The organism is Paracoccus sp. Arc7-R13 (genome assembly GCF_004010775.1).
Taxonomy (GTDB): Bacteria; Pseudomonadota; Alphaproteobacteria; order Rhodobacterales; family Rhodobacteraceae; genus Paracoccus; species Paracoccus marcusii.
Window position 1 is genome coordinate 130,206 of the sequence record NZ_CP034811.1, and the last position, 24,961, is coordinate 155,166.

At 66.3% G+C, this 24,961-nt stretch carries 22 protein-coding genes; 11 read left to right on the forward strand and 11 right to left on the reverse strand.

All coding sequences use genetic code 11. From position 1 onward, the window contains the following. Positions 1 to 7: 7 nt before the first annotated feature. Entirely contained in the window at positions 8 to 1,003 is a 996-nt protein-coding gene (locus EOJ32_RS16640; RefSeq protein WP_127899509.1) for a glycosyltransferase family 2 protein, read from the reverse strand. A 58-nt stretch (positions 1,004 to 1,061) separates the two neighbouring features. Here EOJ32_RS16640 and EOJ32_RS16645 point away from each other — a divergent pair, with 58 nt between their 5' ends. Continuing rightward, positions 1,062 to 1,745: a hypothetical protein gene (locus EOJ32_RS16645; protein ID WP_045983632.1), complete on the forward strand. Its 684-nt coding sequence runs from the start codon at positions 1,062 to 1,064 to the stop codon at positions 1,743 to 1,745. Further along, positions 1,746 to 3,185, forward strand: coding sequence for a hypothetical protein (locus EOJ32_RS16650; RefSeq protein WP_127899510.1), 1,440 nt, complete (start codon positions 1,746 to 1,748; stop codon positions 3,183 to 3,185). 56 nt (positions 3,186 to 3,241) lie between these two features. Here the strand turns inward: EOJ32_RS16650 and EOJ32_RS16655 are convergent, their stop codons facing one another. Together EOJ32_RS16655 and EOJ32_RS16660 are read right to left on the reverse strand one after the other, a co-directional pair. Next, the gene (locus tag EOJ32_RS16655; protein ID WP_164871483.1) at positions 3,242 to 4,438 is read right to left on the reverse strand and encodes a calcium-binding protein; all 1,197 of its coding nucleotides are present in this window, start codon (positions 4,436 to 4,438) and stop codon (positions 3,242 to 3,244) included. A gap of 205 nt (positions 4,439 to 4,643) precedes the next feature. Further along, on the reverse strand, positions 4,644 to 5,822 hold the full coding sequence (locus EOJ32_RS16660; RefSeq protein ID WP_127899512.1) for a glycosyltransferase family 4 protein: 1,179 nt from the start codon (positions 5,820 to 5,822) through the stop codon (positions 4,644 to 4,646). 177 nt (positions 5,823 to 5,999) lie between these two features. Between EOJ32_RS16660 and EOJ32_RS16665 the strand changes: the two genes are divergently transcribed. Then, the gene (locus EOJ32_RS16665; RefSeq protein ID WP_205963225.1) at positions 6,000 to 7,268 is read left to right on the forward strand and encodes a glycosyltransferase family 4 protein; all 1,269 of its coding nucleotides are present in this window, start codon (positions 6,000 to 6,002) and stop codon (positions 7,266 to 7,268) included. Between the two features lie 57 nt (positions 7,269 to 7,325). On the opposite strand, the gene EOJ32_RS16670 is transcribed toward EOJ32_RS16665, so the two are convergent. Both EOJ32_RS16670 and EOJ32_RS16675 read right to left on the reverse strand, forming a co-directional pair. After that, positions 7,326 to 8,006, reverse strand: a complete 681-nt coding sequence (locus tag EOJ32_RS16670; protein WP_045983629.1) for a sugar transferase — start codon at positions 8,004 to 8,006, stop codon at positions 7,326 to 7,328. A gap of 409 nt (positions 8,007 to 8,415) precedes the next feature. Beyond that, on the reverse strand, positions 8,416 to 9,255 hold the full coding sequence (locus tag EOJ32_RS16675) for a glycosyltransferase family 2 protein (RefSeq protein ID WP_127899513.1): 840 nt from the start codon (positions 9,253 to 9,255) through the stop codon (positions 8,416 to 8,418). 122 nt (positions 9,256 to 9,377) lie between these two features. On the opposite strand from EOJ32_RS16675, the gene EOJ32_RS16680 reads away from it, so the two are divergent. From EOJ32_RS16680 to EOJ32_RS16700, 5 genes are all read left to right on the forward strand, one after another. Then, positions 9,378 to 10,061: a 4'-phosphopantetheinyl transferase gene (locus tag EOJ32_RS16680; RefSeq protein WP_139085132.1), complete on the forward strand. Its 684-nt coding sequence runs from the start codon at positions 9,378 to 9,380 to the stop codon at positions 10,059 to 10,061. A 756-nt stretch (positions 10,062 to 10,817) separates the two neighbouring features. Beyond that, positions 10,818 to 11,891: a sensor histidine kinase gene (locus EOJ32_RS16685; protein ID WP_127899515.1), complete on the forward strand. Its 1,074-nt coding sequence runs from the start codon at positions 10,818 to 10,820 to the stop codon at positions 11,889 to 11,891. Between the two features lie 49 nt (positions 11,892 to 11,940). Beyond that, positions 11,941 to 13,527, forward strand: a complete 1,587-nt coding sequence (locus EOJ32_RS16690; RefSeq protein WP_127899516.1) for an FAD-NAD(P)-binding protein — start codon at positions 11,941 to 11,943, stop codon at positions 13,525 to 13,527. A 77-nt stretch (positions 13,528 to 13,604) separates the two neighbouring features. Further along, entirely contained in the window at positions 13,605 to 14,030 is a 426-nt protein-coding gene (locus EOJ32_RS16695) for a CopG family transcriptional regulator (RefSeq protein WP_045999747.1), read from the forward strand. Next, on the forward strand, positions 14,027 to 15,073 hold the full coding sequence (locus EOJ32_RS16700) for a PHB depolymerase family esterase (protein ID WP_127899517.1): 1,047 nt from the start codon (positions 14,027 to 14,029) through the stop codon (positions 15,071 to 15,073). Before EOJ32_RS16695 ends, EOJ32_RS16700 begins: the two co-directional genes overlap by 4 nt. Before the next feature lie 40 nt (positions 15,074 to 15,113). Here the strand turns inward: EOJ32_RS16700 and EOJ32_RS16705 are convergent, their stop codons facing one another. Both EOJ32_RS16705 and EOJ32_RS16710 read right to left on the reverse strand, forming a co-directional pair. Continuing rightward, on the reverse strand, positions 15,114 to 15,779 hold the full coding sequence (locus tag EOJ32_RS16705) for a ferritin-like domain-containing protein (RefSeq protein ID WP_127899518.1): 666 nt from the start codon (positions 15,777 to 15,779) through the stop codon (positions 15,114 to 15,116). 88 nt (positions 15,780 to 15,867) lie between these two features. After that, positions 15,868 to 16,458, reverse strand: coding sequence for a phosphatase PAP2 family protein (locus EOJ32_RS16710; protein WP_127899519.1), 591 nt, complete (start codon positions 16,456 to 16,458; stop codon positions 15,868 to 15,870). A gap of 207 nt (positions 16,459 to 16,665) precedes the next feature. On the opposite strand from EOJ32_RS16710, the gene EOJ32_RS16715 reads away from it, so the two are divergent. Beyond that, positions 16,666 to 19,074, forward strand: coding sequence for an AI-2E family transporter (locus EOJ32_RS16715; protein WP_127899520.1), 2,409 nt, complete (start codon positions 16,666 to 16,668; stop codon positions 19,072 to 19,074). Here the strand turns inward: EOJ32_RS16715 and EOJ32_RS16720 are convergent. Genes EOJ32_RS16720 through EOJ32_RS16735 form a run of 4 tightly spaced genes read right to left on the reverse strand, consistent with a single transcriptional unit; the run spans position 19,056 to position 24,346 of the window. Next, complete coding sequence (locus EOJ32_RS16720; RefSeq protein ID WP_240542560.1) at positions 19,056 to 20,192, reverse strand: glycosyltransferase; 1,137 nt, start codon at positions 20,190 to 20,192, stop codon at positions 19,056 to 19,058. The genes EOJ32_RS16715 and EOJ32_RS16720 overlap by 19 nt on opposite strands. Before the next feature lie 26 nt (positions 20,193 to 20,218). Further along, entirely contained in the window at positions 20,219 to 21,187 is a 969-nt protein-coding gene (locus EOJ32_RS16725; RefSeq protein ID WP_127899521.1) for a glycosyltransferase family 2 protein, read from the reverse strand. Then, complete coding sequence (locus EOJ32_RS16730) at positions 21,184 to 22,344, reverse strand: glycosyltransferase (protein ID WP_127899522.1); 1,161 nt, start codon at positions 22,342 to 22,344, stop codon at positions 21,184 to 21,186. The genes EOJ32_RS16725 and EOJ32_RS16730 overlap by 4 nt, the downstream gene beginning before the upstream one ends. After that, positions 22,337 to 24,346, reverse strand: a complete 2,010-nt coding sequence (locus tag EOJ32_RS16735; protein ID WP_127899523.1) for an HAD-IIB family hydrolase — start codon at positions 24,344 to 24,346, stop codon at positions 22,337 to 22,339. The genes EOJ32_RS16730 and EOJ32_RS16735 overlap by 8 nt, the downstream gene beginning before the upstream one ends. Between EOJ32_RS16735 and EOJ32_RS16740 the strand changes: the two genes are divergently transcribed. Together EOJ32_RS16740 and EOJ32_RS16745 are read left to right on the forward strand one after the other, a co-directional pair. Continuing rightward, the gene (locus tag EOJ32_RS16740; RefSeq protein ID WP_127899524.1) at positions 24,345 to 24,575 is read left to right on the forward strand and encodes a hypothetical protein; all 231 of its coding nucleotides are present in this window, start codon (positions 24,345 to 24,347) and stop codon (positions 24,573 to 24,575) included. The genes EOJ32_RS16735 and EOJ32_RS16740 overlap by 2 nt on opposite strands. Before the next feature lie 90 nt (positions 24,576 to 24,665). Further along, on the forward strand, positions 24,666 to 24,911 hold the full coding sequence (locus EOJ32_RS16745; protein ID WP_371706221.1) for a DUF2282 domain-containing protein: 246 nt from the start codon (positions 24,666 to 24,668) through the stop codon (positions 24,909 to 24,911). The last annotated feature ends 50 nt before the right edge of the window (positions 24,912 to 24,961 follow it).

Consider the following 24,961-nt stretch of genomic DNA (forward strand, 5'->3'; position numbering starts at 1 on the left):
CGACGACCTACTTGTATTCGATCAGCGCGCCTCGGCGGTTGCGCAGCCGGTTCAGGTGGAACTGGGCCACGCCCATCGCCTCGGGGAACTTGCCCATCAGGGTATAGACCGCCCGCTTGCGTCCCAAGCGCCGCGACAGGCGTATCGCCTGCAACGGATAGACCAGCAGCAGCGCCAGCAACACCGGATGCACCAGCAGCGCGCCAAGAACCGCCACCACCGGCAGGATCAGGCCCCAGATCAGGGCGCGCCGGGTCTCGGCGGTCCAGTGTCGTTCGGGGGGCGCGCCATGCAGGGCCGCACCTTCCGCAAAGGCATGCCCCGCGCGCTTGCTGCGCCGCCACCACTGCCCGAACCGGGTGATGTCCGCGTCATGCAGCGTCATTTCCACCGGCAGCCGGCGAATGCGCCACCCGGCCGCCCGCAGACGGACGCACATCTCTGGCTCCTCTCCGGCGATCAGCGATTCGCGGAAACCCCCGACGGCGGCGATCGCATCATGGCGAATCAGCATGTCGCCGCCCACGGCGCGGGCGTCGCCGACCGGCGTGTCCCATTCCAGGTCGCACAGCCAGTTATAGACCGATCGTTCGGGATAAAGCTCCCTGCGCCGTCCGGCGACAACCGCCAGTTGGATATCTGCCTGCAGGGCCGGGACGGCGGCAGGCAGCCATTCCGGCTGCAGCATGCAATCGCCGTCGATGAACTGGACGAATTCGGTCTGGTCGGCGGCAATGGCTTTCAACCCTGCATTGCGGGCCCGCGCCGCGGTGAATGGCAGGCCCATATCCAGGTGCACGACCTGAACGCCCATCGCCTGCGCAAAATCCGCGCTGCCATCGGTCGATCCCGAATCGACATAGACAATCCGGGACAGCTGCTGCGACAAGGCGCGCAGACAGGCCTGAAGGCGCGCTCCCTCGTTCCGTCCGATGACGATCGCGGTGACGGGATAGTGCGGAAGGGAGCTGTCGGAATGTGCGGACAAGTCGATCTGCTTCATGCAATGTGCCCGATGATATGATACGAAACGGCGTCGAGACGGAAGAAAGAATTTGAGAATGGACGGTACCAGCGCCCGCAGGCACGACCATCTGAAGGCATGGTCGGCATTGCCCCAGATCGAGATGCCGCAAAAGGCCGCACTTCGCGCATTGATCGCGGACGATCACGGGTCGGAACGCAGCAGGTCCTACGACCTGCTGCGGACGCGGATGCTGCCCGAGGTGACCGAACGCGGCTGGACGCGCATCGGCGTCAGCCAGGCCAGTCCGGGCCCGGCATCGTCGCTGACCGCGCTGAACCTGGCCTTGTCCGAGGCACGCCGACCGGACCGCCACGTCCTGTTGATCGATCTGGACATCGCGCATCAACCGGTGCTGGCCCGGTTCGGCCAAGCCGGGGCGCCCGCCGGTCCGCTGTTTCGCGCCTGCACGGTGACGCCGCGGCTTGCCTTTGCCACCGTGCAGGCCGCGCCCGACCTGGCCGCGATCACGTTGCTGTCGCCGCAGTTCCAGCAGGCCCTGTCCGAGATGATCATGGGGATGGCCGCGGATGTCACCATCCTGCACCTGCCCCCTTGCCTGTCCGACGATGCCGGCCTGGCGGCGCTGCCGCTGGTCGACACGGTCTTGCTGACGATCGACGGACGCCGCGACACGGCGGCCGATCTGCGCCGCTGCGAGGCGCATGTCACCCGTCATTGCCCCGTGCTGGGGCTGTTTCTTCATAACGCCGAGGCTTGAATGGGACCGATTGTCGGAATACGCGAATTCATCGGGATGCTGTCGCGCCGGGGACCGGTGATGGCCGCGCTTCTGGTCGTTTGCGTGCTGGTCGCGCTGGCACAGGCGCTGGCGCTGCCCCGGGCGTTTGAATCGATCGCCGTGCTGCAGGTCCAGCCGACCGTCCTGACCGGCGGCGTCGACAGCGGCGACACCGCCACCCGCCTGCGCACCATCGAACAGCGGATCATGGCCCGCAACAACGTGCTGGACATGATCGACCGTTTCAACCTCTACGACGACACGCCGCTGAGCGAGGATGAAAAGGTCGCGCAGTTCCGCCAGGATGTGCGCGTCAACTTCGTCGCGGGCGTCACTGCCTCTGCCGGCGCGATGGAGGAGGTGTCCGCAATCCAGGTGACGGCGCAGACCGGCACCGCCGCCGGTTCCGCCAATCTGGCCAATGACATCGTCGACCAGATCCAGACCGGCAACCTGAGAGAGCGCGACCAGCGATTGAGCGAGCTGATCGGTACGCTGGAGACGCAGGACCGCCGCGCGCTTGAGGCGATTGCCGCGATCGAGGCCGACCTGGCGGCCTTCCGCACGGAAAACACTGACCGGATGCCTGAGAACCTGGAGTTTTTGGCCGCAGAGCAGACCCGCCTGGAAGGCCAGCGGACCGAACTGATCCGCTCCCTGCAGGCGTTGGAACGCGAGCGCCTGGCGCTGGAGGTGGGGACATCCGAACTGGGCCGCCAGGAACCGCTGGCCCAGCAGCTCCGCATCCTGGAGGTCGATCTGGCCCAAGCCCGGCGCACGCTGGCCCCGAACCACCCCGAAGTGCAGCGCTTGGAGGCGCAGATCGACGCCCTGCGCGAAGGCGATGGACAGCAGATGTCGGTGGGCCAAAGCCGCCAGATCGACCTGATCCGGCAGCAGGAGGAGTCGCTACAGCTGGAATTGGCAGCGATCGACCGCCGCCTGCCGATGATCGCCGCGAATGTCGCGGGCATTCCCGAGGTGTCGGAGACGATGGCGGACTATACCCGCCGGCTTGCCGCGCTGGAGGTACCGCGCATGGCCATTGCCGAACGCCTGTCGCAGGCGCGCCTGGACCAGAGCCTTGTGACCAGCGACTATGGTCAGCAGATGATCCTGCTGGAGAGTGCGACCGAGGCGGAATACCCGCTCAGTTCGGGCCGCAAGCGTCTGGCAATGCTGGGTGTCGTCCTGGGGTTGGGTCTGGCGCTGTTGTCCGGCTTCCTGCTGGAGGTGCGACGCCCTGTGCTGCGGACGCAGGCCATGGTGACGAAGTATCTGGGCGTGGCCCCGATCGCGTCTATCCCGTTCCGGCCGACGGCTCGGGAGCAGGTGGTTCAACGGACTCGAAATGCCGCCAGCTTCGTGATCCTGATCGCCGGTGTCGTGGTCGGGGTCATCCTGGTGCTGAACCGCTAGTGTTCTGCGCGCATCGGCCCGGATCGGGGCCGATGCGCGCAGATCGTGTCATGACGTCAGATGAAATCGAAGACGTCGTGCAGCAGGACAGAGTCGCCGCCGCCAAAGTTCAGCAGCGTGCCATCGCGGACCTCCGTCGCGGAATAGCGGCGACCGCCCAGATCCAGGACGTCACGACCCGTCTCGAACCCGTAGACGGTATCGGCATCGTCACCCGCGCGGAAGATCAGCACGTCACGATCGCCATCGCCGTTGTTGCCGTCGCCGATCCAGATGCTGTCATCGCCCTGACCGCCCCGGACCGTGTCCTTGCCCATCGATCCGTCCAGCGTGTCGTCACCGCTGCTGCCGGTCAGACGGTCATGGCCCCACCGGGTGTTGAAGTTCACGCCGTCGCCGCTGTCGGACACTCGCGCCCGCGATGCATCGATGACGTCATTGCCCGAATGGGTCCAGCCCAGTTCGAAATTGACGAAGCGCAGGCTGGCGTCACCGCCAATAGTGGTGCTGGCATTGCCCGAGAATGCGCCGTTCGACAGCACGCGGTCAACGGTGACGGTAACGCCTTCGATGCCGACATCCTCGTTATGGCCCCAGATGTCGCCGCGCTTGATCCAGATGTTGATCAGGTCGTCGCCTGCCCCGCCGTTGATCGTGTCATGGCCGGGGTTGTGATTGGCATCGCCATTGCCCCACCGGATGTTGTCCTGGCCCGCGCCACCGTTGATCCGGTCGTTGCCCGTGCTGGAATGGATGAAGTCGTTGCCGGCGCCGCCGTTGATCGTGTCGTTGCCCGACCCGCCGTCCAGCACGTCGTCATAGCGCGATCCGGCGATGCGGTCGTTCCCCGCCCCGGTGAAGATCGATACGCCATGGCCGGGCTTGCCGCCGCCGACGGTGTTCATGGATGCATTCGCCGCGGAGACGATGTCGTTGCCGGCAGTGCCATGGATGCGCTCTATGCCGGTGAACTCCACCCGTTCGCTCCCGATCCGGGCCACGCCGTCCTCGGTCGACCGAAGGGAGATGCGGGCACCTGCGCTGCCTTCCAGAAACAGCCTGTCGCCCCCGGGATTGCCGGGCGTATAGGGGTTGGCATCAAAGCGTTCGCTGCCGGTACCGCCGTGATAACGGTCATTGCCCATGCCCGGCCGCCAGTAGAACGTATCCAATCCTCCAAGACCCCAGACTTCGTCTGACTGCCCGCTGCCACGCATGGCGTCGTCGCCATTCGATCCTCTGATTGTCGGCATCCCTTGATCCCATTCATGTTGCCCGATGTACGGCAGCATTATGCGATCAAGATTAAGGCTTTATTATCCCCAACTGAAAAGGTTCCCTATCAGCAGCAAGATTTTGCAATTGCCGTATTACCTTGAGCGGATCCCCGCATTTGTGCAGGCGTATCACGTAATTTTTGGGGTTGGCAGCGATTTCCCGCTTGTCTTTCTGCCAATGCTACTTTTGCGCTTCTGCGATCCGACTCAGAAGCAACCGCGCGTTTGTTTGATGGTCGAACGAACCCAGGGCGGACTGGCGGGCCGCTTGGCCCATTGCGCCAGCAAATTCCGGGTCCGACTGCAGCCGGCGCAGCCGGTCGACGATGGCCGCAACATCGCCTTGCGGGACCAGAAATCCATCAACGCCGTCGCGAACCATGTCGCCCGTTCCGCCGATTCGCGAACAGATCACCGGCAGGCCGCAGGCCATCGCCTCCATCACCGTGACCGGGGCCGCTTCGCCCTGTCCGATGGATGACAGGGCCAGCGCGTCGACGCTGCGCAGCAGATCCAGCACACGCGATTCGTCCAGCGACCCCATCATCTGGACCTGGTCCTGCAGGCCGAGCCTGTCGATTTCGGCCAGGATCGCGTCCCGTTCAGGGCCGTCCCCTGCGATGCGATAGGCGATGGAAATGCCCTGCTGCCGCAGCTGGGCCATTGCCTGCAGGAAGAACCGGTGGCCCTTCATGTGGTTCAGACGGGCCACCGTTGCGACGGTGAAATCCTGCCCCGGCGCACGATGCGACGGGGTGAAGCGCGCACAATCGACGCCCATCCAGATCACCGGGTTCGGGGTCGCGGGGCTGACCTCTGCAATCTGCTGCGCCAAGGGCCGGGTCACCGCGGCGACAAAGCTGGCACGTGCCATCTTGGCGGCATGGTCCATGCCATAGACCGGCAGATCCCCATGCAGCGTCAGGCTGTAGGTCAGGTCGCCCAGGATCGCAGCCAGTGCACCCAGATGCGCGGCATTGGCGCAGGAATGAATATGCAGGTGCCGCACATCGTGGCGTCGCGCATCCTGGACCAGATCTGCCGCCGAGGGAAGCAGCGCCAGCAGACGCAGCCTGCCGGCGATCGACGTCTGCGACAGGCCCGCCAGATAGGCCACCGCACGCGCGGTACGGACCGGATGCGCCAGCAGACGCTGCACCGCACCGATGCGGGGTGGAAACAGGTAGGTCGTGCGCGCCGCGGCCTGTTCGGCAAAGGCATGGGGGCACGACCCCGCGGGCGGGCGGCGCGTCGAATACAGGCGGACGGGCGTGCCAGCATCCTCGATCGCGCCGATCTCTCTCCAGAAGAACGCATGGGTCTGCGACGGAAATTCGGGAACAACATAGCCCAGTGCCAAGATCGCGTCTCCCTGCTGCCCGCGCGAAGCCCGTTGCCGCTATCCACAGCGCGGGACTGTAAAAATCGGTGCAATCTTTCGATCAGGCCGATGGCCTAGACCGTCCGAGTCGGCTAGTGTTTCCCTGTTGTCGGCCATCGCCCCGGCGCGTTCAAGATCTAGCGAAGAGGCCTCTGGATGTCCCTGTCTCGACCACGGGTCCTGGTGATCGCCGAAGCGGCCAACCCGGAATGGGTCTCGGTCCCGCTGGTCGGCTGGTCGCTGGCCGCGGCGCTGCATCGCCAGACCGACGTGCATATCGTCACCCAGATCCGCAATCGCGACGCTTTCCTGCGCGCCGGCATGGTCGAAGGTCGCGACTTTACCGCCATCGACAGCGAGGCGGTCGCTGCCCCCATGTACCGCGCCGCCGAGGTTCTGCGCATGGGCAAGGGTCGCGGCTGGACTACTGTCACCGCCATCGCCGCCCTGAGCTATCCCTATTTCGAACGCCTTGTCTGGAAGCGTTTCGGAGATGACATCCGTGCCAAGCGGTTCGACATCGTGCATCGCGTCACGCCGCTGTCGCCCACCACGGCCTCAACCCTGGCGCCCAAGGTGGCGGCGGCAGGTGTGCCCTTCGTGCTGGGGCCGCTGAACGGCGGCGTGCCCTGGCCCAGGGGCTTCGATGCGGAACGCCGGCGCGAACGCGAATGGCTTTCCTATGTCCGCGGCATCTACAAGCTGAACCCGCAGCTGCGCCGCACCCATGCGGCCGCGGCACTGATCATTGCCGGATCGCGCCACACCGCCAGCGAGATCCCCGAGCGCTTTCAGGACAAGGTCGTATGGCTGCCCGAAAACGCCATTGATCCCAGGCGCTTCAACCTGATCGCGCCACAGGACACGACGTTGCCCCTGCGCGCCTGCTTTGTCGGTCGGCTGGTGCCGTACAAGGGGCCGCACATCCTGCTGGACGCGATCGCACCCTTTGCGCGTTCAGGTCAGATGGTGCTGGATATCATCGGAGAGGGGCCGATGCTGCCCGAACTGACGGCGCAGGCCGACAGCCTCGGCATTGCCGACACGGTGACATTCCACGGCCACCTTCCCCACCAGCACGTGCAGCAGATCCTGGCCGCCGCAAACCTGCTGACTTTCCCCTCGATCCGCGAATTCGGTGGCGGGGTGGTGCTGGAGGCGATGGCCCTGGGCGTCGTCCCGATGGTCGTCGACTATGCCGGACCCGGAGAGCTGGTGACGGCCGAGACGGGTTTCGCCATCCCCCTCGGGACCCGCCAGCAGATCGCGGCGCGGATGGAACAGGCGCTGGCGGACGTGTTGCACGACCCGACGCGGCTGACCACGATGGCCGCGGCCGCCCGGCGGATGGTGCAGGATCACTATACCTGGGATGCCAAGGCCGCGCAGATTATCGCGATGTACCGGGATGTGCTGAAACCCTGACGAAAGCGCCCACCATCCGGGGGGATGGTGGACCTTCTTGTCACGACGAGGCGGAGATCAGCACCCGGTGCAGCGGGCAACGACCTGGAAGGTGCGGATGATTGTGGACACGTCCAGCGCCAGGCTGATTTCCCGAGAATAGCGTTCGTCGAACACCGCACGGGTCGCAAAGGTCGATCCGTTGCGGACCGAGACCTGCCACAGGCCGGTCAGGCCGGGGCGGTGCGCCGCGTAGTAGACGCCCGGGTACAGGACGCGCTGTTCGGGCATCATCGGACGGGGACCGACCAGGCTCATGTGGCCCAGGATCACGTTGATCAACTGCGGCAGCTCGTCCAGCGAGCTCTTGCGCAGGAACGCACCGATCTTGGTGACGCGCGGATCGTTGCGCAGCTTCTGATCGGCATCCCACTCTGCGCGGGCGGCGGGGTTCGCCGCCAGATGGGCCTCCAGCAGCTGATCTGCCTGGGGCTTCATGGTGCGGAACTTGTACAGGCGGAACGATCTCCACCCGCGGCCAAGACGGTTCTGCGTGTAGATCGGCGACCCGCCGTCCAGCATGACTGCCAGCGCGACCAAGACCATGACCGGGATCAGGAACGGCAGCGCAAGCAGGATCAAGGACAGGTCAAGCAGACGCTTGCCACCGTTATCATACACTTTAGGAAGTTCGATCCCGGCGACCGGGTTGGTGGCCTGCGAGGAGCCGAGCTCGTGGCCGTCATTCGACTGTAGCATCTGCGTATCTCCGCACTCGTGACAAAGAAATCGATAAACTTTTAACTAAAGGTCCCGGCGAACCGTCGCGAAGGCCCATGGGCCGCTTCTATCCAACGCACCAATATAGATACAAGTTGTACAAAAAGATGGTCCGTCGCTGCGGTTTCACCTTTTGATTTAAGGGCCGGTGCGATTTTGCACGCTAAGGTTGTGAATCACGGGTGTTTTCACCCGCATGACAGCATTTGACGCCCAAGTTTTCACGGGTTCCGTTAAAACGGCCCGAATGTTGTCCAAAAAGTCAAATTCTGGATCAATTCAATTTGATCTATTAACCAACATATAAGATCGGCCTTGGGGCACACTCCCTGCGGGTGTGCTCAGGCGGCCATCGCATTCCTGCAACCGGAAGATGCGCAGGGCCGCGTTAGCGGCCGCGATCCCAACCCTGCGATGGGCGGCCAAGGCGGACCGCGACGGTGACCGTCGCGTAAACTGCGAACCCGACCGGATCGGTCAGGCCGAGCCGCAGCATACGACCCAGGGACGGGCGGTCGCCCGATGCGTTCTGCTGCAAGTCGGGATAGCGCTCCGCCAGCTGCGCGGTCCCCGCATCCTGGCGCCGGCGAACGCGGATCAGGCGGCGAAACCCTTCCGTGATGGGCCAAGCGTACGGAACCTCGACCCGCGTCCGTTCGGCCGGGGAAAAGTTCAGCCGTGCGAACCCGTCGTCAGCGATCACAGGCGGAAACTGGTCCCACCGCGCGCGCCCTTCTGCGTTCATTGCGAACAGGCCAGCCCCCGTCACGCCGGTGACCACGAAAGGAAGCTTTTGCCAAAACCCCGCATAGGCCCGCGACAGCAGGTTCCGGGCCGGCGGCACGGTCAGCCTGGCCCCCGCATAGCGCGCAACCGGCCCCGACAGGGCGGTATGCAGCGCCTCGATCATGCCCGGTCCGATCACCACATCGGCATCCAGATAGATGCGCATTCCACCGGTCGCCGCGGCGTCGCCCATGTTCAGTGCGGCGATCTTGTTCCCGATGGCGGTTTCCAGCACCAGGACCTGCCAGCCCGCCGTCGTCAGGGCGGGCGCGGCATCGCGGGCCAGTTGTGCAGTGGCATCTGTACAGCCATTCGCGATCACGACGATCTGATGCGACACGCCGGGCACAAGACGTTGCGCACACAGCCCGCGCAGACAGGCGCCGATCCCGGCTTCCTCCTGATGGGCGGGCAGGATGACGCTGATACCATCATTATCCATCGCAGTGATCCCTACCCATGCCCCGTGCCTTCGCCTTATCGCCCGTGGGTTGCGCTCTGGCAATGCCGACGATGCGGCCGTATCCTATTGCCGCGAACCCCGCCGCGGGCTTAGATCGGACCATGAAGATGGAGGAAAAGACCAGTGTCGCGCAGGCGATCCGGGCGATGCTGCCGCAGCGCGTCGGACTGGCCGTGTGCGATATCGACGTCCCGCAGCCGCCTCTCTGGCCGGAAGAGGCGGCGGCGGTACGGCGCGCGGTCCCCTCGCGCATCCGCGAATTCACTGCGGGCCGCGCGGCCGCACGGCTGGCCATGACCGATATCGGCCTGATACCTGGCGCCGTCACCACGACCGCGGCGCGGGCCCCGGCCTGGCCGCCGGGCCTGTCGGGCAGCATCACCCACACAGCGCGGATCGCCGCGGCCGTCGTGTCGCGGCAAGCGGATTGGCCGGCGATCGGCCTGGATCTGGAGCGGGCGGAGCCGATGTCGGACGACATGGCGGAACTGATCCGCCACCCGTTGGACAGTGTTGATCCAGTGCTTTCCGAACCACTGGCAGCGACACTGCTGTTCAGTGCCAAGGAAGCTGCGTTCAAGGCCCAGTTTCCACTGACCGGGTTGTGGATCGACTATTGCCAGGCGCCGCTGACCATCACGGCCGACGGTTTCACCCTCAGCGTGCAAGGCGTCCCCTTGAGCGGCGGCTGGCGACGTGCAGGCGAACTGTTCGCAACAACGGTCCTGATAGGGAGGGAGCATGCCGACGCATTGAGGCTAGGCGAAGGCATTTGGAGTGTCTGACGCGCAGTCTGAAACTCCAATATTGTTCTATGACATTGAGGGGAAACAGTGATCCAGCAGGGCGATCTGCTAATAAACAATATCTGTAATTTTATCGCATTTTTGTTGACAATTGATGAAAACACATCTTCAGACTATTAGAATTGAAGTTTCTAAATTGCCAAAAACTCTTTGCATGCTGTTCACTTCATCGAGGAAGCCACGCCACGCAATTTCAAACCGCTATTGTATCGCGCTAAGGACTAATTTGTTTTACGACGCTTGGGCGCCTGGATACCGTTACGTCCACTGACATCGCGGCCAACCAAAAAATCGGCTTTTAGTCTCGTCGATGCTGTCGATTTGTGATGATCGGGTCTGGCCCGCGCAGTCGGGCCGTAAGATCTTACGCGTCTGCGAAGGCTGGCCTTTTGGGTTGACCAAGCCGTGGCGGCTGGCGCTCCTCAATCCCGGCAGCGTCGAGATGATATGACGGATTACCCTTTGAATACTTTACCTTAAAAGATTTCGGAGAAATCGCTCTGCTCATGAGAAATGCCGCCAAGCACCCCCCTATGGCGGATCTGATCGACACGTTAACCCCATGCCGTTGAACCGCGGCCTCGCCGCGCTGACCATCCTTACAGCGGCTGCCGTACCGACAATCCAAAAGGTCCGTCAAACATCAGTCATTTCTGCCATTTTCCACCGCATTATTCTTGCTAAGGTGCGGATGCTCCGGCATTGGCCAACCGCGGGGACAAGACGGGAGATGACGTGACGAACGCTGCAGCGCCTGACCGCCGGACGCTGTCCGACAAGCTGATGCAGGGGCTGGGCGCGGCGCTTCTGGCCCGCAGGTCTCTGCGCCATCAGGTGGTGTTCGCCCTGTCGGCGATCGTGCTGTCGACTGCGCTGCGCTTTGCGTTGAACGATGCGCTGCCGCCCGGATTTCCGTTCCTGACCTTCTTTCCCGCCGTCATGCTGACGCTGGTTTTCTCGTCGCTGCGGTCCGGATTGGCCGTGGGCGTGGCCTGCGGGGTCATCGCGTGGTATTTCTTCATCGAACCGGTGCGCAGCCTGGCCATCACGCCGGGAGCTATCGTTGCGCTGCTGCTCTATGCGCTGATCATTGCCACGGACGTGGTGTTCATCACCGCCGCCGGTCGGGCCCTGGAACAGCGCATGGCCGCCGAACAACGCGCCAACGCGTTGGCGACATCACGCAGCCTGATGTTCTCTGAACTGCAGCACCGGATCTCGAACAACCTGTCCACGGTCGCGGCGCTGCTGCGCCTGCAGTCCCAGCTGGTCGCGGACGAGACCGCGCGCCAGGCGCTGGTCGCGTCGCAGACCCGCATCCGGTCGATATCGCTGTTGCAGCGGCGGCTGCATTCACCGGACCTGCAAACGCTGGACGCGGCCGAATACCTGCGCGAGGTGCTGCATGACGTGGTGGAGGTCACGGGCGCAGGCGACGTCGATCTGGACTTCAGCGCCGACAGCCTGCCGCTGCCGCATGACACGGCCGTCCCTTTGGGTCTGATTGCCAGCGAACTGGTGATGAACGCCATCGAACACGGCGCCCCCGAAGGCCGCAACACGGAGATCACCGTCAGGCTGACCGTCGACGCGGCCACCCCTGACGGACGCATCCCCGCGACGCTGCGCATCGTGGACCACGGCCCTGGCCTGCCCGAAGGCTTCGATCTGGAGACGTCGGACAGCCTGGGGCTGATCGTCGCACGCCAGTTCGCGACGGCGCTGAACGGCCAACTGACGCTGGCGAAAGGCAAGGACGGCGGCACGGTGGCGCGGCTGGACTTCCTGATCGACCCGACCAGCATTTGATGCCGGAACGGACGCCCACGGGCGGCGTTTCGAACCCATGGACACACATATGACCGCCAGGACCATCGCGATCGTCGGCACCGGCCCGACCGGCATCTATACGCTGCTGCACCTTCTGGACACTGGCCTGCCGCTGGCGGTCACGCTGTACGAAAAGGGACCGCGTGCCGGGGTCGGCATGCCCTATTCACCCGAGATGTCGAACCGCGCGATGCTGGCCAACATTGCCAGCATCGAGATACCGCCGATTGCGACCACCTATCTGGACTGGCTGCAGGATCAGCCGGATGCGCGGCTGAGATCCTACGGCCTGGACCCCCAGGACGTGGACGAGCGTCAGTTCACGCCGCGCCTGCTGTTGGGCGAATATTTCCGCGATCAGCTGATGGCGCTGGTCGATCGGGCGCGGTCACGGGGCCACCGGATCGACATCCGCGAGGCGACCGAGGTTCTGGACATCCAGTCCGACGAAGCGGGCCTGAGCGTGATGACCGCGGACGGGCGCGACGGGCCCTTCGACCGCGTGATCGTCGCCACAGGCCACGCCTTCCCCGATGAGGACGAGGCCACCCGCAGCTATTTTCCCAGTCCCTGGTCCGGACTGATCGAGGCCGACATTCCTGCTGTGCGGGTCGGCATCATGGGCACCTCTCTCAGTTCGATCGACGCGGCGATGGCGGTGGTGAACCAGCACGGTCGTTTCCGCCGCAAGGGTGATGACCTGCGCTTTGATCTGGACCCGGCATCGGCAGATCTGCGGATCGTGATGATGTCGCGGTCGGGCGTCCTGCCCGAGGCCGACTTCTATTGCCCCATCCCCTATGAACCCCTGACCATCGCCACCGCCCCGGCGCTGGCCGCCTGCCTGTCGACCCCGGCGCCCTTGGATGCGGCCTTCGATCTGGTCCGGGCCGAGATCATGCAGGCCGACCCGGCCTTTGCGCTGAAGATCGGGTTGGGCGGGTTGGATGTGGACAGCTTTGCCGATGCCTATTTCGCCGCGCGCGAGGCCGCCGATCCGTTCAAATGGGCCCGCGCCAATCTGGACGAGGTCGAACACAACAAGGCGCACAAGATCACCGTCGCCTGGCGCTATGCCCTGCTGCGCATGCATGAACAGGTCGAGGAGATCGTGCCGGACCTGTCCGACGACGACCGCGACCGGTTCGACAGGAGTCTGAAGAAGGTGTTTGTCGACAACTATGCCGCAGTCCCGTCGGAATCGATCCGGCGCGTGCTGGCGCTGCGCGATGCCGGCATCTTGTCGATCATGCCCTTGGGCGAGGATTACGACCTGACCCGCGATGGCGCAGAGACCGTCATCGTCCATGACGACCGCACCGAACGCTTTGCCGTGTTTATCGATGCAAGGGGACAAAAGCCCCTCAGCACCGAAGACCTGCCCTTCCCGACCTTGCGGCGCGCGCTGCTGGATGCGGGTCACGAAATTCCCGATGTCGCGCAGGATTACAGCCTGCTGGGCGCAGGTCCGTTCAGTGGCAGGCTGTGTTTGGCGGCGATCCCCTACCTGATGCACGACCGCCCGTTCGTTCAGGGGATCACGGCTTGTGCCGACATCGCAGAGGCCATCGCGCGGGGCATGGCAACCGGACGCCGTCGCAGGCTGGTGTCGTAGGAACTGACTGACAAAGATCAGGTCGCAATCCTTCTCTTGGACATCCATATGGATGGTATAAGGAAGGGATAGCAATCATGGCGACCGCCTCTCCGGCCCGGACGGCCGATACCGAAAAGATCACCATCAATCTGGGCTTCGTCGATCTGGGACGGATCGACCTGCTGGTGCGCGAAGGCTTCTATGCCAGTCGCAGCGACCTGATCCGCACCGCGATCCGGGCGCAGCTTGACCGACACGACGCCTCGGTGGCCCCGGCCATCGTGCGCGACGATTTCGTGATGGGTCTTCGCGATCTGTCCCGGGCCGAACTGGAGGCCCTGCAGGCCGCGAACCAGATGCTGGACCTGCGGGTGATCGGGCTTGCCCGCTTTGCCCGCGACATTCCCCCGGACCTGATCACCGCCACGATCCGCTCGATCGAGGTTCTGGGCACCATCCAGGCGGATGCCGGAGTCAAGGCGGCGCTGGACGCCTGCCGAACGAACAAGGGAACACGATGATGACCGAACAGATGCCGATGAACATGGCCCGCATCACCGAATTGATGCGGTCGGGCGATCTGGCGCAAGCCACGCAGATGATCCAGTCGGGATTGGGCGGGGGCGCGATGCCGCGCATGTCGGCTGGCGGCCTGTCGATGCCGCAGATGCCCCGGATGCCGGCGGGCTTTCCCGCAGGTGCGGCCATGCGCGACAGCACGCCGATGGACATCCCCCAGGGTGCCAGCTGGACCACACACCAGCATCAGGCGGCAGGGCAGTCGCGCGACTATCGCCTGTACCTGCCCGCGTCGCTGGAGGGGCGCCCGGCTGCAGGGCTGTTGCTGCTGCTGCACGGCTGCACACAGGACCCGGATGATTTCGCCCGCGGTACCGGCATCATGGCGGCGGCAGAGCGCCATCGGATGATCGTCGTGGCCCCCGCACAGACGTCACAGGCCAACATGAACCGCTGCTGGAACTGGTTCGAGGCCCGTCATGCCGCCCGCGACGGCGGAGAGGCCGCCTTTCTGGTCGATCTGACCCGCAGCGTCGCCCACGACCACACCGTGGCCCCCGACCGGCGCTTTGCCGCAGGGCTGTCGGCCGGCGGGGCGATGGCGGTGATCCTGGGCGCGGTCTTTGCCGACGATTTCGGTGCCGTGGCCTGTCATTCGGGCCTTCCCAACGGCGCGGCTACGGACATGGCGGGCGCGTTCCAAGCGATGTCGCAGGGCGGATCCGATCGAGGTGAGGGCGTGGGCTGCCGGCTGTTCGTCGTGCATGGCGCGACCGACAAGACCGTGTCGCCGCGCAATGCCGATGCCGTAGTGGCGCAGGCGCTGCGGCGGCAACCCGGCCTGACCCGACGCGCGGCGGATGCACGGCTGAATGACCGTGCCGTGCATATCGGCCGATACCGCGATGACGCGGGCACGTTGCGGATTGAGACATGGCGGGTTCAGGGACTGGGTCACGCCTGGTCCGGTGGTCAACCTACCGGCAGCCACACCGCTCCGGGACCCTTGGCCACTGATGCGATGATGGCGTTCTTTCTGGCGTGACGAAAACGGCCCCCGGATCACCGGGGGCCATCCTATGTGGTCAGGCGTCGTGGTCGTCGTATTCGGCGGCCGCGTCGTTCACCGAATCCTCGGCCAGTTCGGTCAGCTTGGTGTCGGCCGCGCTTTCCTGAGCCAGGATCCCCTCCAGGTGGGTCTTCGCCTCATCCATCCCCAAGGCCTCGGCAAAGGCGCGCATCGAGCCGTAACGCGTGATCTCGTAATGCTCGACCGCCTGACAGCTGAAGATGATCGCGGCGTCGGCGGCAACGCTGTCACCGAAATCCTCCAAAAGGCTTTCGCCCTCTTCCAGGATGCCGTCGATGGCGTCGCATTTCACGGCCTTGGCACGCTTGCCCAACAGCTCGAAAATCGCCTCCAAGGTTTCGATCTGGCCAGCGGTCTCCTCGCGATGCGCGGTCAGGGCGGCGATCAGGTCGGGATGGTCTGCCGCCTTGATCATCTTGGGCAGCGTCTTGTAGATCTTCTTCTCGGCGTAATACATGTCCGCCAAGGCGTGTTCGAACAGATCCGCAAGGCCCTTGTCCGTCGCCGCGGGCTTGGCGGCCTTGGCCTTTGATTTGGCAGCCACGGCCTGCGACCGCTTGGTGCGGGCCTCGGCGGTGGGTTTCGCAGTCTTCTGCCCTGCTGCGCGGGCGGATTTCTTGGTTGCGGTCTTGGTCTTGGTGTCGTCGGAGGCGGTCGCCATGATGTCTCTCCCTGGCCCGGCAGGATCGCGGGGCCGTATGCTGTCGATGAAACGGGCTGTCGTGACGCCACGTTCCGTTGACATAAGTTCAGTCGCGCGCGGCCCTGTCCCACAGCCGGCGCACAACCAGCGCCGAGACCAGCCCCAGAACCGCACCGGCCACGACATCGCCGGGATAGTGCTTGCCCCGTGGCACCTGGATTCCCGCGATCATCGCCGCGACCCCCAGGGCGGGCACGGCCATGTGCGGCAGATCGCGCGCGACGACGACGGCCACCGCCACCGCACCCGCCGTGTGCCCCGAAGGAAAGGACGTCTCGTGCCCGTCCCGGCTTTCGCCCGGCTCGCAGCGATAGTCCTGCCGCTTGATCATCTCGACCGGGCGGGTGCGGCGAAAGCGGTTCTTGATCACCCGCTTGACCGAATTGGCCAGGACATGCGCCGCCATCATCCGCAGGCCGGTGCGCGCGACATGATCCTGCCCGGACAACGCGCCGCCCAGGATCACGCTGCCGCAAACCAGGGACAGGGGCACCTGGTCGGCCACCTCGCTCAGCGTGCCGACGGCCATGACGACCGGATGGTGGCGGTGGCGCGCGGCTTGGGCGGCGGCCTCCTTGTCGGCCTGTTCCAGCGGGCCCGCATCATCGGCGCCGGGGGTGCGGATCGTGGTGTTCATCGGGAAAAACTCTCGTCTGTTCGGGACCGGCCCACCCTTGGGCCGGTCGGCAGCGCAACGGCGCGTGACGCGCCCGGTTCCGGTATCATATGATGCGCGCGGCCGGCCGGATGGCCGTCGGCGGGCATCCGCCCGTAGCGACGGAACCGGGGCCTTCGTGCCGTGTTGACCAGCGCCCCCGTGCAGGGGGCATGTCGGGGGACCATCATGACACTGAACATTTCGGGGCCGCGTCAGGCCCCGCACGACCTGCTGGGGCCGGACGCCAATGCCGCGGTCGCCGCGCCCGACGGTCGGGTCGACATCGTGCGCATGGCCGCGTGGCTGGTCGTGGGCACGGTCATCATCGGCCTGCTGTATTACGGACAGGAGGTGCTGATCCCGCTGGCGATCGCCTTCCTGATCAGCTTTGCCCTGGGACCGCTGGTCAAGGTTCTGGTCCGTCGCGGCATTCCGCAGGTGGCGGCGGTGTCGGTGGTCATGCTGACGGTCATCGCGATGCTGCTGGGGTTGGGCCTGCTGATCACGTCGCAGGTCAGCGTGCTCAGCGCCGAACTGCCCGCCTATCAGTCCACGATCCGCGCCAAGATCCAGGGGCTGGGCCAGCAGATGGAGGGGCCGGGTCTGTTCGACGGCGTGTTCCAGACCATCGCCACCGTCCAGGAACAGCTGGCCACCGCCCTGCAGGATGCCCCCGGCGCCGTGGCCGACCCGCTGGCCGTGACGGTCGTGGGCGACGGTCCGTCCCCCTTTGCCACCGCCAGCGCCTGGCTGGCCCCCGCCCTGGCGCCGCTGGCGACCCTGGGCATCGTGGTCGTCTTCGTGTTCCTTGTCCTTCTGGACCGGGGCGATCTGCGCGACCGTCTGATCCGCCTGCTGGGCGGCAACCTGCACCGCTCGACCGACGCGCTGGAGGAGGCGGGCAAGCGGATCTCGAAATACCTGCTGATGCAGCTGGTGGTGAACGTCACTTATGGCATTCCGATGGCGCTTGGCCTGTGGGCCATCGGCGTTCCGGGCTGGATCCTATGGGGCACGCTGGCTGCGATCATGCGGTTCATTCCCTATGTCGGGCCGATGCTGTCGGCGATCTTTCCGCTGGCCCTGGCCTTCGCCGTCGATCCCGGATGGCAGATGGTGCTGATGGCGCTGGCGCTGATCGTGTTCCTGGAACTGGTCAGCAACAACATCGTCGAGCCGATGCTGTACGGCACCTCGACCGGCCTGTCGGCGCTGTCGCTGATCGCGGCCGCGACCTTCTGGACGGCGCTGTGGGGGCCGCTTGGCCTGATTCTGTCGACGCCCCTGACGGTCTGCCTGCTGGTCGTGGGCCGCAACCTGCCGCAGCTGGCCTTCTTCGACACGCTGCTGGGGTCGACCCCGGCGCTGGACCTGCCCACGCGCATCTATCAGCGTTTGATCGCCAACGATCCCGACGAGGCCTATGAAATCTCGTCCGATGCCATCCGCACGACCGGGATCGCCGCGTTCTACAACACGACGGGGATGGAGGTTCTGCGCCAAGCCAGCGACGATTACCACGCCAATGCACGGGTCGAGCATCGGCTGCGCGTGGTCGACGGCATGGACCAGCTGCTGGAAGACCTGCGCGAGGATCACCCGGCCACCCCCACCGGCACCCCGCGCGTCGCCTGCATCGGCGGCAAGTGGCAGGTCGATGCCATTTCGGCCGAGATGCTGGTTCACGCCCTGGCGCTAGCCGACATTCCTGCGGTCCAGCGCGCGACCGGCACGGTCACCGCGCGCTATGTCGACGGTCTGGACCTGGAGGGGATCGACACCGTCTGCATCGGCTATTTCAGCCGCGATCCGGACGCGGCGGTGCGCGGTTTCGTCCGGCGTCTGCGCCGTCGCTGGCCCGACCTTCGGATCGTCTTGGCCCTGTGGAACGCCCCCGAGGATCAGGCGGGCCCCGACCGGGCCGAGGCGCTTGGCGTCGATCAGATCGTGCTGTCCATGGACGAGGCCGTCCAGTGGCTGACCCCGGCCCACGCACACCGCGCCGCGATGCAGGCCCCCCCGCCCCCCGCGGACGAGGCCGCGCGTCTGGACGCCCTTGCCCAGACCGCGGTCCTGGACGGACGCGCGCGCGAGGATCTGGACGATCTGGCGAAACGTGCGGCGGACGTGTTCGATGTCAGCCTAGCCTTCATCTCCGCGATCGATGCCGATGCGGAATACATCGTCGGGCAAAGCGCGGACCTGCCCGGCCGCCGCACGGAGACCGAGCCGCGCATGAACTGGATGCCGCGGGCCGAGGCGATGTGCAATCACGTCATCGCCGCCGACGACACGCTGGTCGTGCCCGACACCGACCGCGACGTGCGGTTTTCGGACAACCCGGCGGTGCGCCAGTGGCAGGGACGGTTCTATGTCGGAACGCCGCTGCGCACGGCCGACGGCCACGTGCTGGGCGCCCTGTGCCTGATGGACCGCGAACCGCGCCAGATCGAGGATGCGGAACTGGACCTGCTGGACAAGATCGCCGCCGATGTCGTGGCTGTGATGACCGATCAGGATGCCGTTCCGACCGAACCGCGGCGCGAGGAACCGCCCGCCCCCCGCGGCGTCCTGGGTCAGCGCATCCCGGACTGAAGCGCCGGTTCGGCCCCGCGCCCCGCCAGCGACAGCGGCAGTTCGATGGGCAGAAAGTTGACCGGTGGCGCGGGATCGTGCCGCCGGTCGATCGCCTCGACATACAGCGCCTGCAGCGTGTCGATCATGCGGTCCAACCCAAAGTGGCCGGCCACATGGCGGCGCGGCACGTCACGAGGGATCTGCATCGCCTCGATCAGCGCGCGGTCCAGCCCGGCCCCATCGGGGGCGGCGAACCGCCCGGCCGGGCCCAGCACCTCATGGACCGCGCCCATCGCGACGGCGGCCACGGGCGTTCCGCAGGCCATCGCCTCGATCGCGGTCAGGCCGAAGGGCTCGTCCCATTGCGGCGTGAACAGCAGGGCCGATGCACGACCGTATTCCGCGGCCAGATCCGGTCCCGCCAGGTGCCCGCCAAAGCGAATGTCCCCCAACAGTTGCGGCCGGACCTGCGCGTCGAAGTAATCGCCATCCTCAATGCTGCCAAAGATCGTCAGGGCGACGCCCGCGCGGCGCGCGGCGGCGATCGCCAGATGGGGTGCCTTGTTCGGCGTGATGCGTCCCGCCCAGACCGCCTGCCCATTACCCTGCGGCGAATAGGGCCATTGCGCCAGATCGATGCCGTTCGGCACCACCCGCGCCGATGCGGGCGGGCCTTCGGGGAAATAGGCCGCCAGATGCCTGCGCGAACATCCTGTCGTCACATGCCACGGGGCCACGCTGTCGCGCACGGCCCAACGCAGCGCGTCAAAGGGCGGCACGTGCAGCGAGGTGACCATCGGCACACGCGTCGCCCGCGCAAAGCGCGGCGGAAACCGATGAAGCGTGTTATTGTGGATGACGTCGAAATCCATGTCCGCCAGCGTGGCCAGGCTGGCGGCATGGTGACTGTCCAGATGGGCGTTCAGCGGTTCGGTGCCGTGATATTGGTGCCACGGATAATCACGGTCGTAATGCTGCGCCATCAGGGGCAGCAACGGCACGTCCACCCGGCTGTCGCCCGCCGCGACCAGGGTCACGTCATGCCCCCGCGCCCGCAGGGCGTTGACAAGGTGGTGGGCATGACCCTCCATGCCGCCCATGAACGGGGCCGCGATGGGGTGACGGCAATGTGCCATCACCGCGATCCGCAACGGGCGGCCGGTCATTCGGCGGCGGGCATCAACAGGGCGCTTTGTTCGCGTGCGACACGTTCGGACGACATGCGGTCGTCTTCGGCAAGCCTGTGCAGGTGGTCGATGACACGACGGGAATTGGCATAGGGCATGTGCCCCTGCTGTTCGCACAGGGCGAATTCCGTCGGGCCGGGTTCGCGCAGCAGCTGCAACCCCTCGGGCGCGTTGCGGATCAGGCCCATCAGCTGGAACGCGTACAGCCAATGTTCCATCGTGCGGTGACCCCATTTGCGGGCAAAGACCTCGGTGTTGCGCAGGACAGAGTGCAGGTGATGAACCGGGGGCATGCAATGCGGATGGTACTGATGATAGACGCGGCCCCCCGCGATCCACCAGATCGGGGCGCCGCCGTCCGACCACGCGCGGCCGAAATCGGTATCCTCGCCGCCATATCCGGAAAAGCTTTCGTCGAAACGCGGGCCGTCCAACCAATCCTGGCGCCACATCGCAAAGTTCAGCGACCAGAAGCATCGGTAGTCGGCACAGGCCGCCACCCCGGAGGCCGGGGGGCCCTGGCGGTCGGAATGCTTGACGGCGATGTCGGCGAAGCGGTCGAAATCCAGCCCCCCGTCGGTGCCGCCTAGGGGCAGGTACATCACCTCGCCCATGAACAGGCCGCGACGGTCCGCCATGCGGTCCAGATAGCCGCTGATGAAATCGGGCGCCGGGATGCAGTCGACATCGACAAAGACCAGCAGGTCGCCCGTCGCCGCATCGGCCACCGCATTGCGGGCCGCCGACAGCGGCATTTCGGGCGCCGTCACGCGGATCTGGCGGATGGGAAAGTCGGTCCGGGGCAGGTCGGTATAGTCGGCGTCCTGCATCACGCCGATGATCAGTTCCGACGGCTTGTGATGCTGGGCCTGAAAGCCCGCGACGACATTGCGCAAATGCGCCTCGCGGCCCGCAGCGATGGTCAGGGCGGAAACGTGGATCATGCAGGGGCTCCTTCGGGGATGCGTGTCGGGGGGGCGGCGGACCACAGGTCGCGCGCTAGGGTTTCCAGCCATCGGGCCGTGTCGGCCGCGGGATCGGGAGTGACCAGGCGCGCCTGTGCCGCGGGGTCGTGACCATCCATCGCCCGTGCGACTGCCGCGCGCCAGGCGTGTGCGCTGGACGGCAGATGCGGCAGGTGCAGCGCGACGCCCGCGCGGGCCAGGGCCTCGGCCTTCAGGCGCTGTTCGTCGAAATAGCGCCATTCCGGCACCACGATCCACGGCCGCCCGGCGGCCAGAACCTGCGCGCAGGTGGTGTTGCCCGTCGAAGAGATCACCAGATCCGCCGCCGCCACGTGGGTCGCCGGGTCGTCGACCCAGCCCCGGTGGGTCAGGTTGCCGCCCTGCGTCGCGTGCCAGTCGGGCTGGGTCGCGCCGATGGTCATCCAGTGCCAGTCGGGAAAGGCCCGCGCGGCCACGCCCATTGGCGCCTGTGCAAAACCGGTGCCGCCCGCACCCGACACCAACAGCGCCATGGGGCGGTCGGGGTCCAGCCCCAAGGCCCGCCGGGCCGCCGCCCGGTCGGGGGGCGTGATCGCGGGAATGCCCAGGCCGGGGGCATAATGGATGCGGTCTGCAAGTGGCTGCCAATCCGGCTGCGCCAAGGCGGCAGAGAACGGCGCCAGAAGGCCCACGGCCCCTGAATAGGCGGCTTGGTGTCCCTGATCGCCGCGGTCGCCATGCTGCAGGATCTTCACATGGGGGACCGAACAGATGCGCGACAGCTGTGCGATCTCGGCGCTGACATCGCAGATCATCAGTGCGGGATCATCGGTGGCGAACCAGCCAGCGATCCGGCCCATCGCCTGACGGATGCCCGGCCAGCCCAGAGGCGCGCAGTGCAGCGTGTCGGGCGTGGGCACGTGGTCCATGTCGCATTCGGCGCCGGTCCGTTCGAACAGTGATGGGATGGTGACGATGCGCGCCTGTGTCGTCAGCGGCGGAAAGATGTCGTCCCGGGCGCAGAAGATCGTGACGGGCCGGTCGGTGGGAAGCGCATTGACGATGGCCGCGCAGCGTTCCGCGTGGCCCCGTCCCTGGTGGTGGACGAAATAGCCGAAGGGACGCTTTGCCGTATCGTCAGGGACCAGATCACGCATGCTGCGCCAGCCCAAGCTGCGCCAGACCGTCGATGACCCCCGCGGCGTGGTGATAGCGGCTTTGATAGATGCCCCGGCCGCGCAGGTGGGCCAGTTCGGCATAGGCATTCGACGGCAGGATCGACGCCCCACTGGCTGCCAGCATGTCGGCATCGTTGCCGCTGTCGCCTGCGGCGATGCAGTGGCGCAGGTCAAGGCCCCGGCGCGTGGCCTCGAACCGCAGGGCGGCGGCCTTGCCGGCCGCCTGCGGCAGCACGTCGATGAACTCTCCGTGCGAGGCGATGACGCGTGCTGCCAACCCGGCGCGCGCCAGATCGCGTTCGATCCCCGCGGCCTGCGCGGCGGTACCCAGCAGCGACAGCTTCCACCGCCGCTGTTCATAGCCTGCCTGCCAGACGGGGGTGCGGGCCTGCAGCACGGCCTGCACCGCATCGCGGTCCCAGTCCGCATCCAGCAGCGCGGCATAGTCGGTGCAGGGGTGCAGGCGGTCGCCCGCGCCCCACCGCCAGATCTCGGACCCGACCGAGGTGATGAACAGGTCGGGCCGCGGCAGGGCCCAATCGGCCAGCACCCGGCGCGCCTGCGACACGGACCGCCCGGTGGCGACGGCGAACAGCAACCCGTCGTCGCGCTGCGCGTGCCAATCGACGAACCGTGCGGCGGCCACCGGGCAGCCGGTCAGCGTGCCGTCGATGTCGCTGGCCAGAATGCGGCGCACCGCGCGACGTGGCAGGGGGGCGGCGCGCTGCAGGTTCCGGCAGATCGCCACCGACCGTCGCGCCCAGTCCCGCCAGTCAAAGGCCTCCAGCGCGCGGGCCTGCGCGCGGATCGCGCCCTGCGGGTCGTCCATCATGCGCAGGCAGGCTGCGGCGACCTGCGCCGCGTCGCCGGGATCGACCAGCGCGCCGTGGCCCAGCTGTGCCACGATGTCCACGGGGCCGCCGTTCCGGGTCGCAACCACAGGAACGCCAGCCTGCGCCGCCTCGACCAGGGTCAATCCAAAGGGTTCGTGCAGCGCCGGGTTCACGAAGACGCCTCCCTGCGCTGCCCGCGCGTACAGCGCCCGCAGCTGACCCGCATCATGGCGCGGCGGCAGGGCGACCTTGCCCCACAGGCCATGGCGGTCGATCCGGTCGAACAGTCCGCGCAGCACCTGCGCCTGTTCGGCGGGCCCGCCATCGATGCCGTCGCGCAGCCCGGCCAGGATCACCAGGTTGGCGCGGTCCTGCAGCTCGGGCGATGCGGCATAGGCATCGACCAGCCCGGCCAGGTTCTTCTTGGCCACGGGACGGGCCACCGCCAGAACGATGGGACGATCCGGCCTGCGCAGGAACGGCGCCAGCAGCGCATCGGCCGCCGCGGTGCCCGCATACGGCAGCAGCGTCACGCCGGGAGACACGCAATGGCTGCGCCCCTCGGCCGCCTTGCCATAGGGGCGCAGCTGGCGCTCGGCCTCGTCGCGCGAGGACACGATGATCGCGGCGGCACCCTCGACGGCCGACCGCTCGGCCGCGATCCGGTCGCGCAGATCGGGACGGCGGGCGGCGGCAGGGTCCTTTTGCAGGGCCAGCGAATGGGGGGTATAGATCCAGGGAATGCCGAACCGCTTCTGCGCCGTCCGGGCCAGGCGCGCGGCGTCGGCGAAATGTGCGTGAATCACGTCGGGCTTCTGCGACATCCCGCCAAGCATCGCGCAGAACGCCTCGGCCAGGGCGGGCAGCTCCGCCTCCAGGGCCTCCTTGGCCAGATAGGCGCGATTGGCGGTCGACAGGCGCAGGATGCGGCAGCCGGGCGCGACATCCTCCACCGCCTGCGCGTGGATGGGATCCATGCCGTCGAACGCACGGGTGACGATGTCGACCGATGCCACCTGCGGCAGCGCCGCCTGTGCCATGGCAGCACCCAGGACATAGGCGATGTGGCCGCCGGTATCCTCGGTCACGCCATAGCGCACGGGGGCAGCCTTCAGGCAGCCGCCCAAGGCAAGGTGAAGAATGTGCATGATTGCACCTTTCGGCAAACTGACTGCAGACCGTGCAATGCGGCCATTGCACAGCGAACAACGTCACGCCGCCGCGGGTTCACCGGAAAGCGACCAAGTAAAGAAAGATGAACTCTCCCCTTCCCGGCGGTGCCTTGCCGATGGGCAGCATGTCGGTGCGAAAAAAGCACCGTGGCGCTGTAACGCGCGCCCCATCCGCCGCGATCTGATCTGCATGAAGGCGGGCTGACGCGCCTTCGACATCAGAACGGAGATGATCATGACCGCATTCACGACCCGCCTTTCGCTTGGCGCCTCGCTGGCCTGTGCGCTTGGTGCGATGGCCGCCACCCCCGTCATGGCGCAGGAGATGGAGAAATGCTTCGGCGTCGCCCTGGCCGGGCAGAACGACTGCGCCGCGGGGCCGGGCACGACCTGCGCCGGCACCTCGACCGTCGAATATCAGGGGAACGCCTGGACGCTGGTCCCCGCCGGCACCTGCACCACGATGGAGCTGCCCGCGCAGGCCGACGGCACCGCCCGCATGGGCATGCTGGAGGAACAGATGCGCGACCTGCCCGCCTGATCCGATACGGACCGCGCGGGGATCGTCCCGCGCGGCCATTCCCAAAGGGT

Coding starts and splice junctions, on each gene's coding strand:
- EOJ32_RS16735 (WP_127899523.1), bottom strand. CDS start 24,346: ATGCACATTCTTCACCTTGCCTTGGGCGGCTGCCTGAAGGCTGCCCCC.
- EOJ32_RS16725 (WP_127899521.1), bottom strand. CDS start 21,187: ATGATCCACGTTTCCGCCCTGACCATCGCTGCGGGCCGCGAGGCGCAT.
- EOJ32_RS16670 (WP_045983629.1), bottom strand. CDS start 8,006: ATGCTACAGTCGAATGACGGCCACGAGCTCGGCTCCTCGCAGGCCACC.
- EOJ32_RS16705 (WP_127899518.1), bottom strand. CDS start 15,779: ATGGCGACCGCCTCCGACGACACCAAGACCAAGACCGCAACCAAGAAA.
- EOJ32_RS16730 (WP_127899522.1), bottom strand. CDS start 22,344: ATGCGTGATCTGGTCCCTGACGATACGGCAAAGCGTCCCTTCGGCTAT.
- EOJ32_RS16690 (WP_127899516.1), top strand. CDS start 11,941: ATGACCGCCAGGACCATCGCGATCGTCGGCACCGGCCCGACCGGCATC.
- EOJ32_RS16640 (WP_127899509.1), bottom strand. CDS start 1,003: ATGAAGCAGATCGACTTGTCCGCACATTCCGACAGCTCCCTTCCGCAC.
- EOJ32_RS16655 (WP_164871483.1), bottom strand. CDS start 4,438: ATGCCGACAATCAGAGGATCGAATGGCGACGACGCCATGCGTGGCAGC.
- EOJ32_RS16715 (WP_127899520.1), top strand. CDS start 16,666: ATGACACTGAACATTTCGGGGCCGCGTCAGGCCCCGCACGACCTGCTG.
- EOJ32_RS16680 (WP_139085132.1), top strand. CDS start 9,378: ATGAAGATGGAGGAAAAGACCAGTGTCGCGCAGGCGATCCGGGCGATG.
- EOJ32_RS16675 (WP_127899513.1), bottom strand. CDS start 9,255: ATGGATAATGATGGTATCAGCGTCATCCTGCCCGCCCATCAGGAGGAA.
- EOJ32_RS16665 (WP_205963225.1), top strand. CDS start 6,000: ATGTCCCTGTCTCGACCACGGGTCCTGGTGATCGCCGAAGCGGCCAAC.
- EOJ32_RS16700 (WP_127899517.1), top strand. CDS start 14,027: ATGATGACCGAACAGATGCCGATGAACATGGCCCGCATCACCGAATTG.
- EOJ32_RS16710 (WP_127899519.1), bottom strand. CDS start 16,458: ATGAACACCACGATCCGCACCCCCGGCGCCGATGATGCGGGCCCGCTG.
- EOJ32_RS16650 (WP_127899510.1), top strand. CDS start 1,746: ATGGGACCGATTGTCGGAATACGCGAATTCATCGGGATGCTGTCGCGC.
- EOJ32_RS16720 (WP_240542560.1), bottom strand. CDS start 20,192: ATGGCACATTGCCGTCACCCCATCGCGGCCCCGTTCATGGGCGGCATG.
- EOJ32_RS16740 (WP_127899524.1), top strand. CDS start 24,345: ATGATTGCACCTTTCGGCAAACTGACTGCAGACCGTGCAATGCGGCCA.
- EOJ32_RS16695 (WP_045999747.1), top strand. CDS start 13,605: ATGGCGACCGCCTCTCCGGCCCGGACGGCCGATACCGAAAAGATCACC.
- EOJ32_RS16745 (WP_371706221.1), top strand. CDS start 24,666: ATGGCCGCCACCCCCGTCATGGCGCAGGAGATGGAGAAATGCTTCGGC.
- EOJ32_RS16645 (WP_045983632.1), top strand. CDS start 1,062: ATGGACGGTACCAGCGCCCGCAGGCACGACCATCTGAAGGCATGGTCG.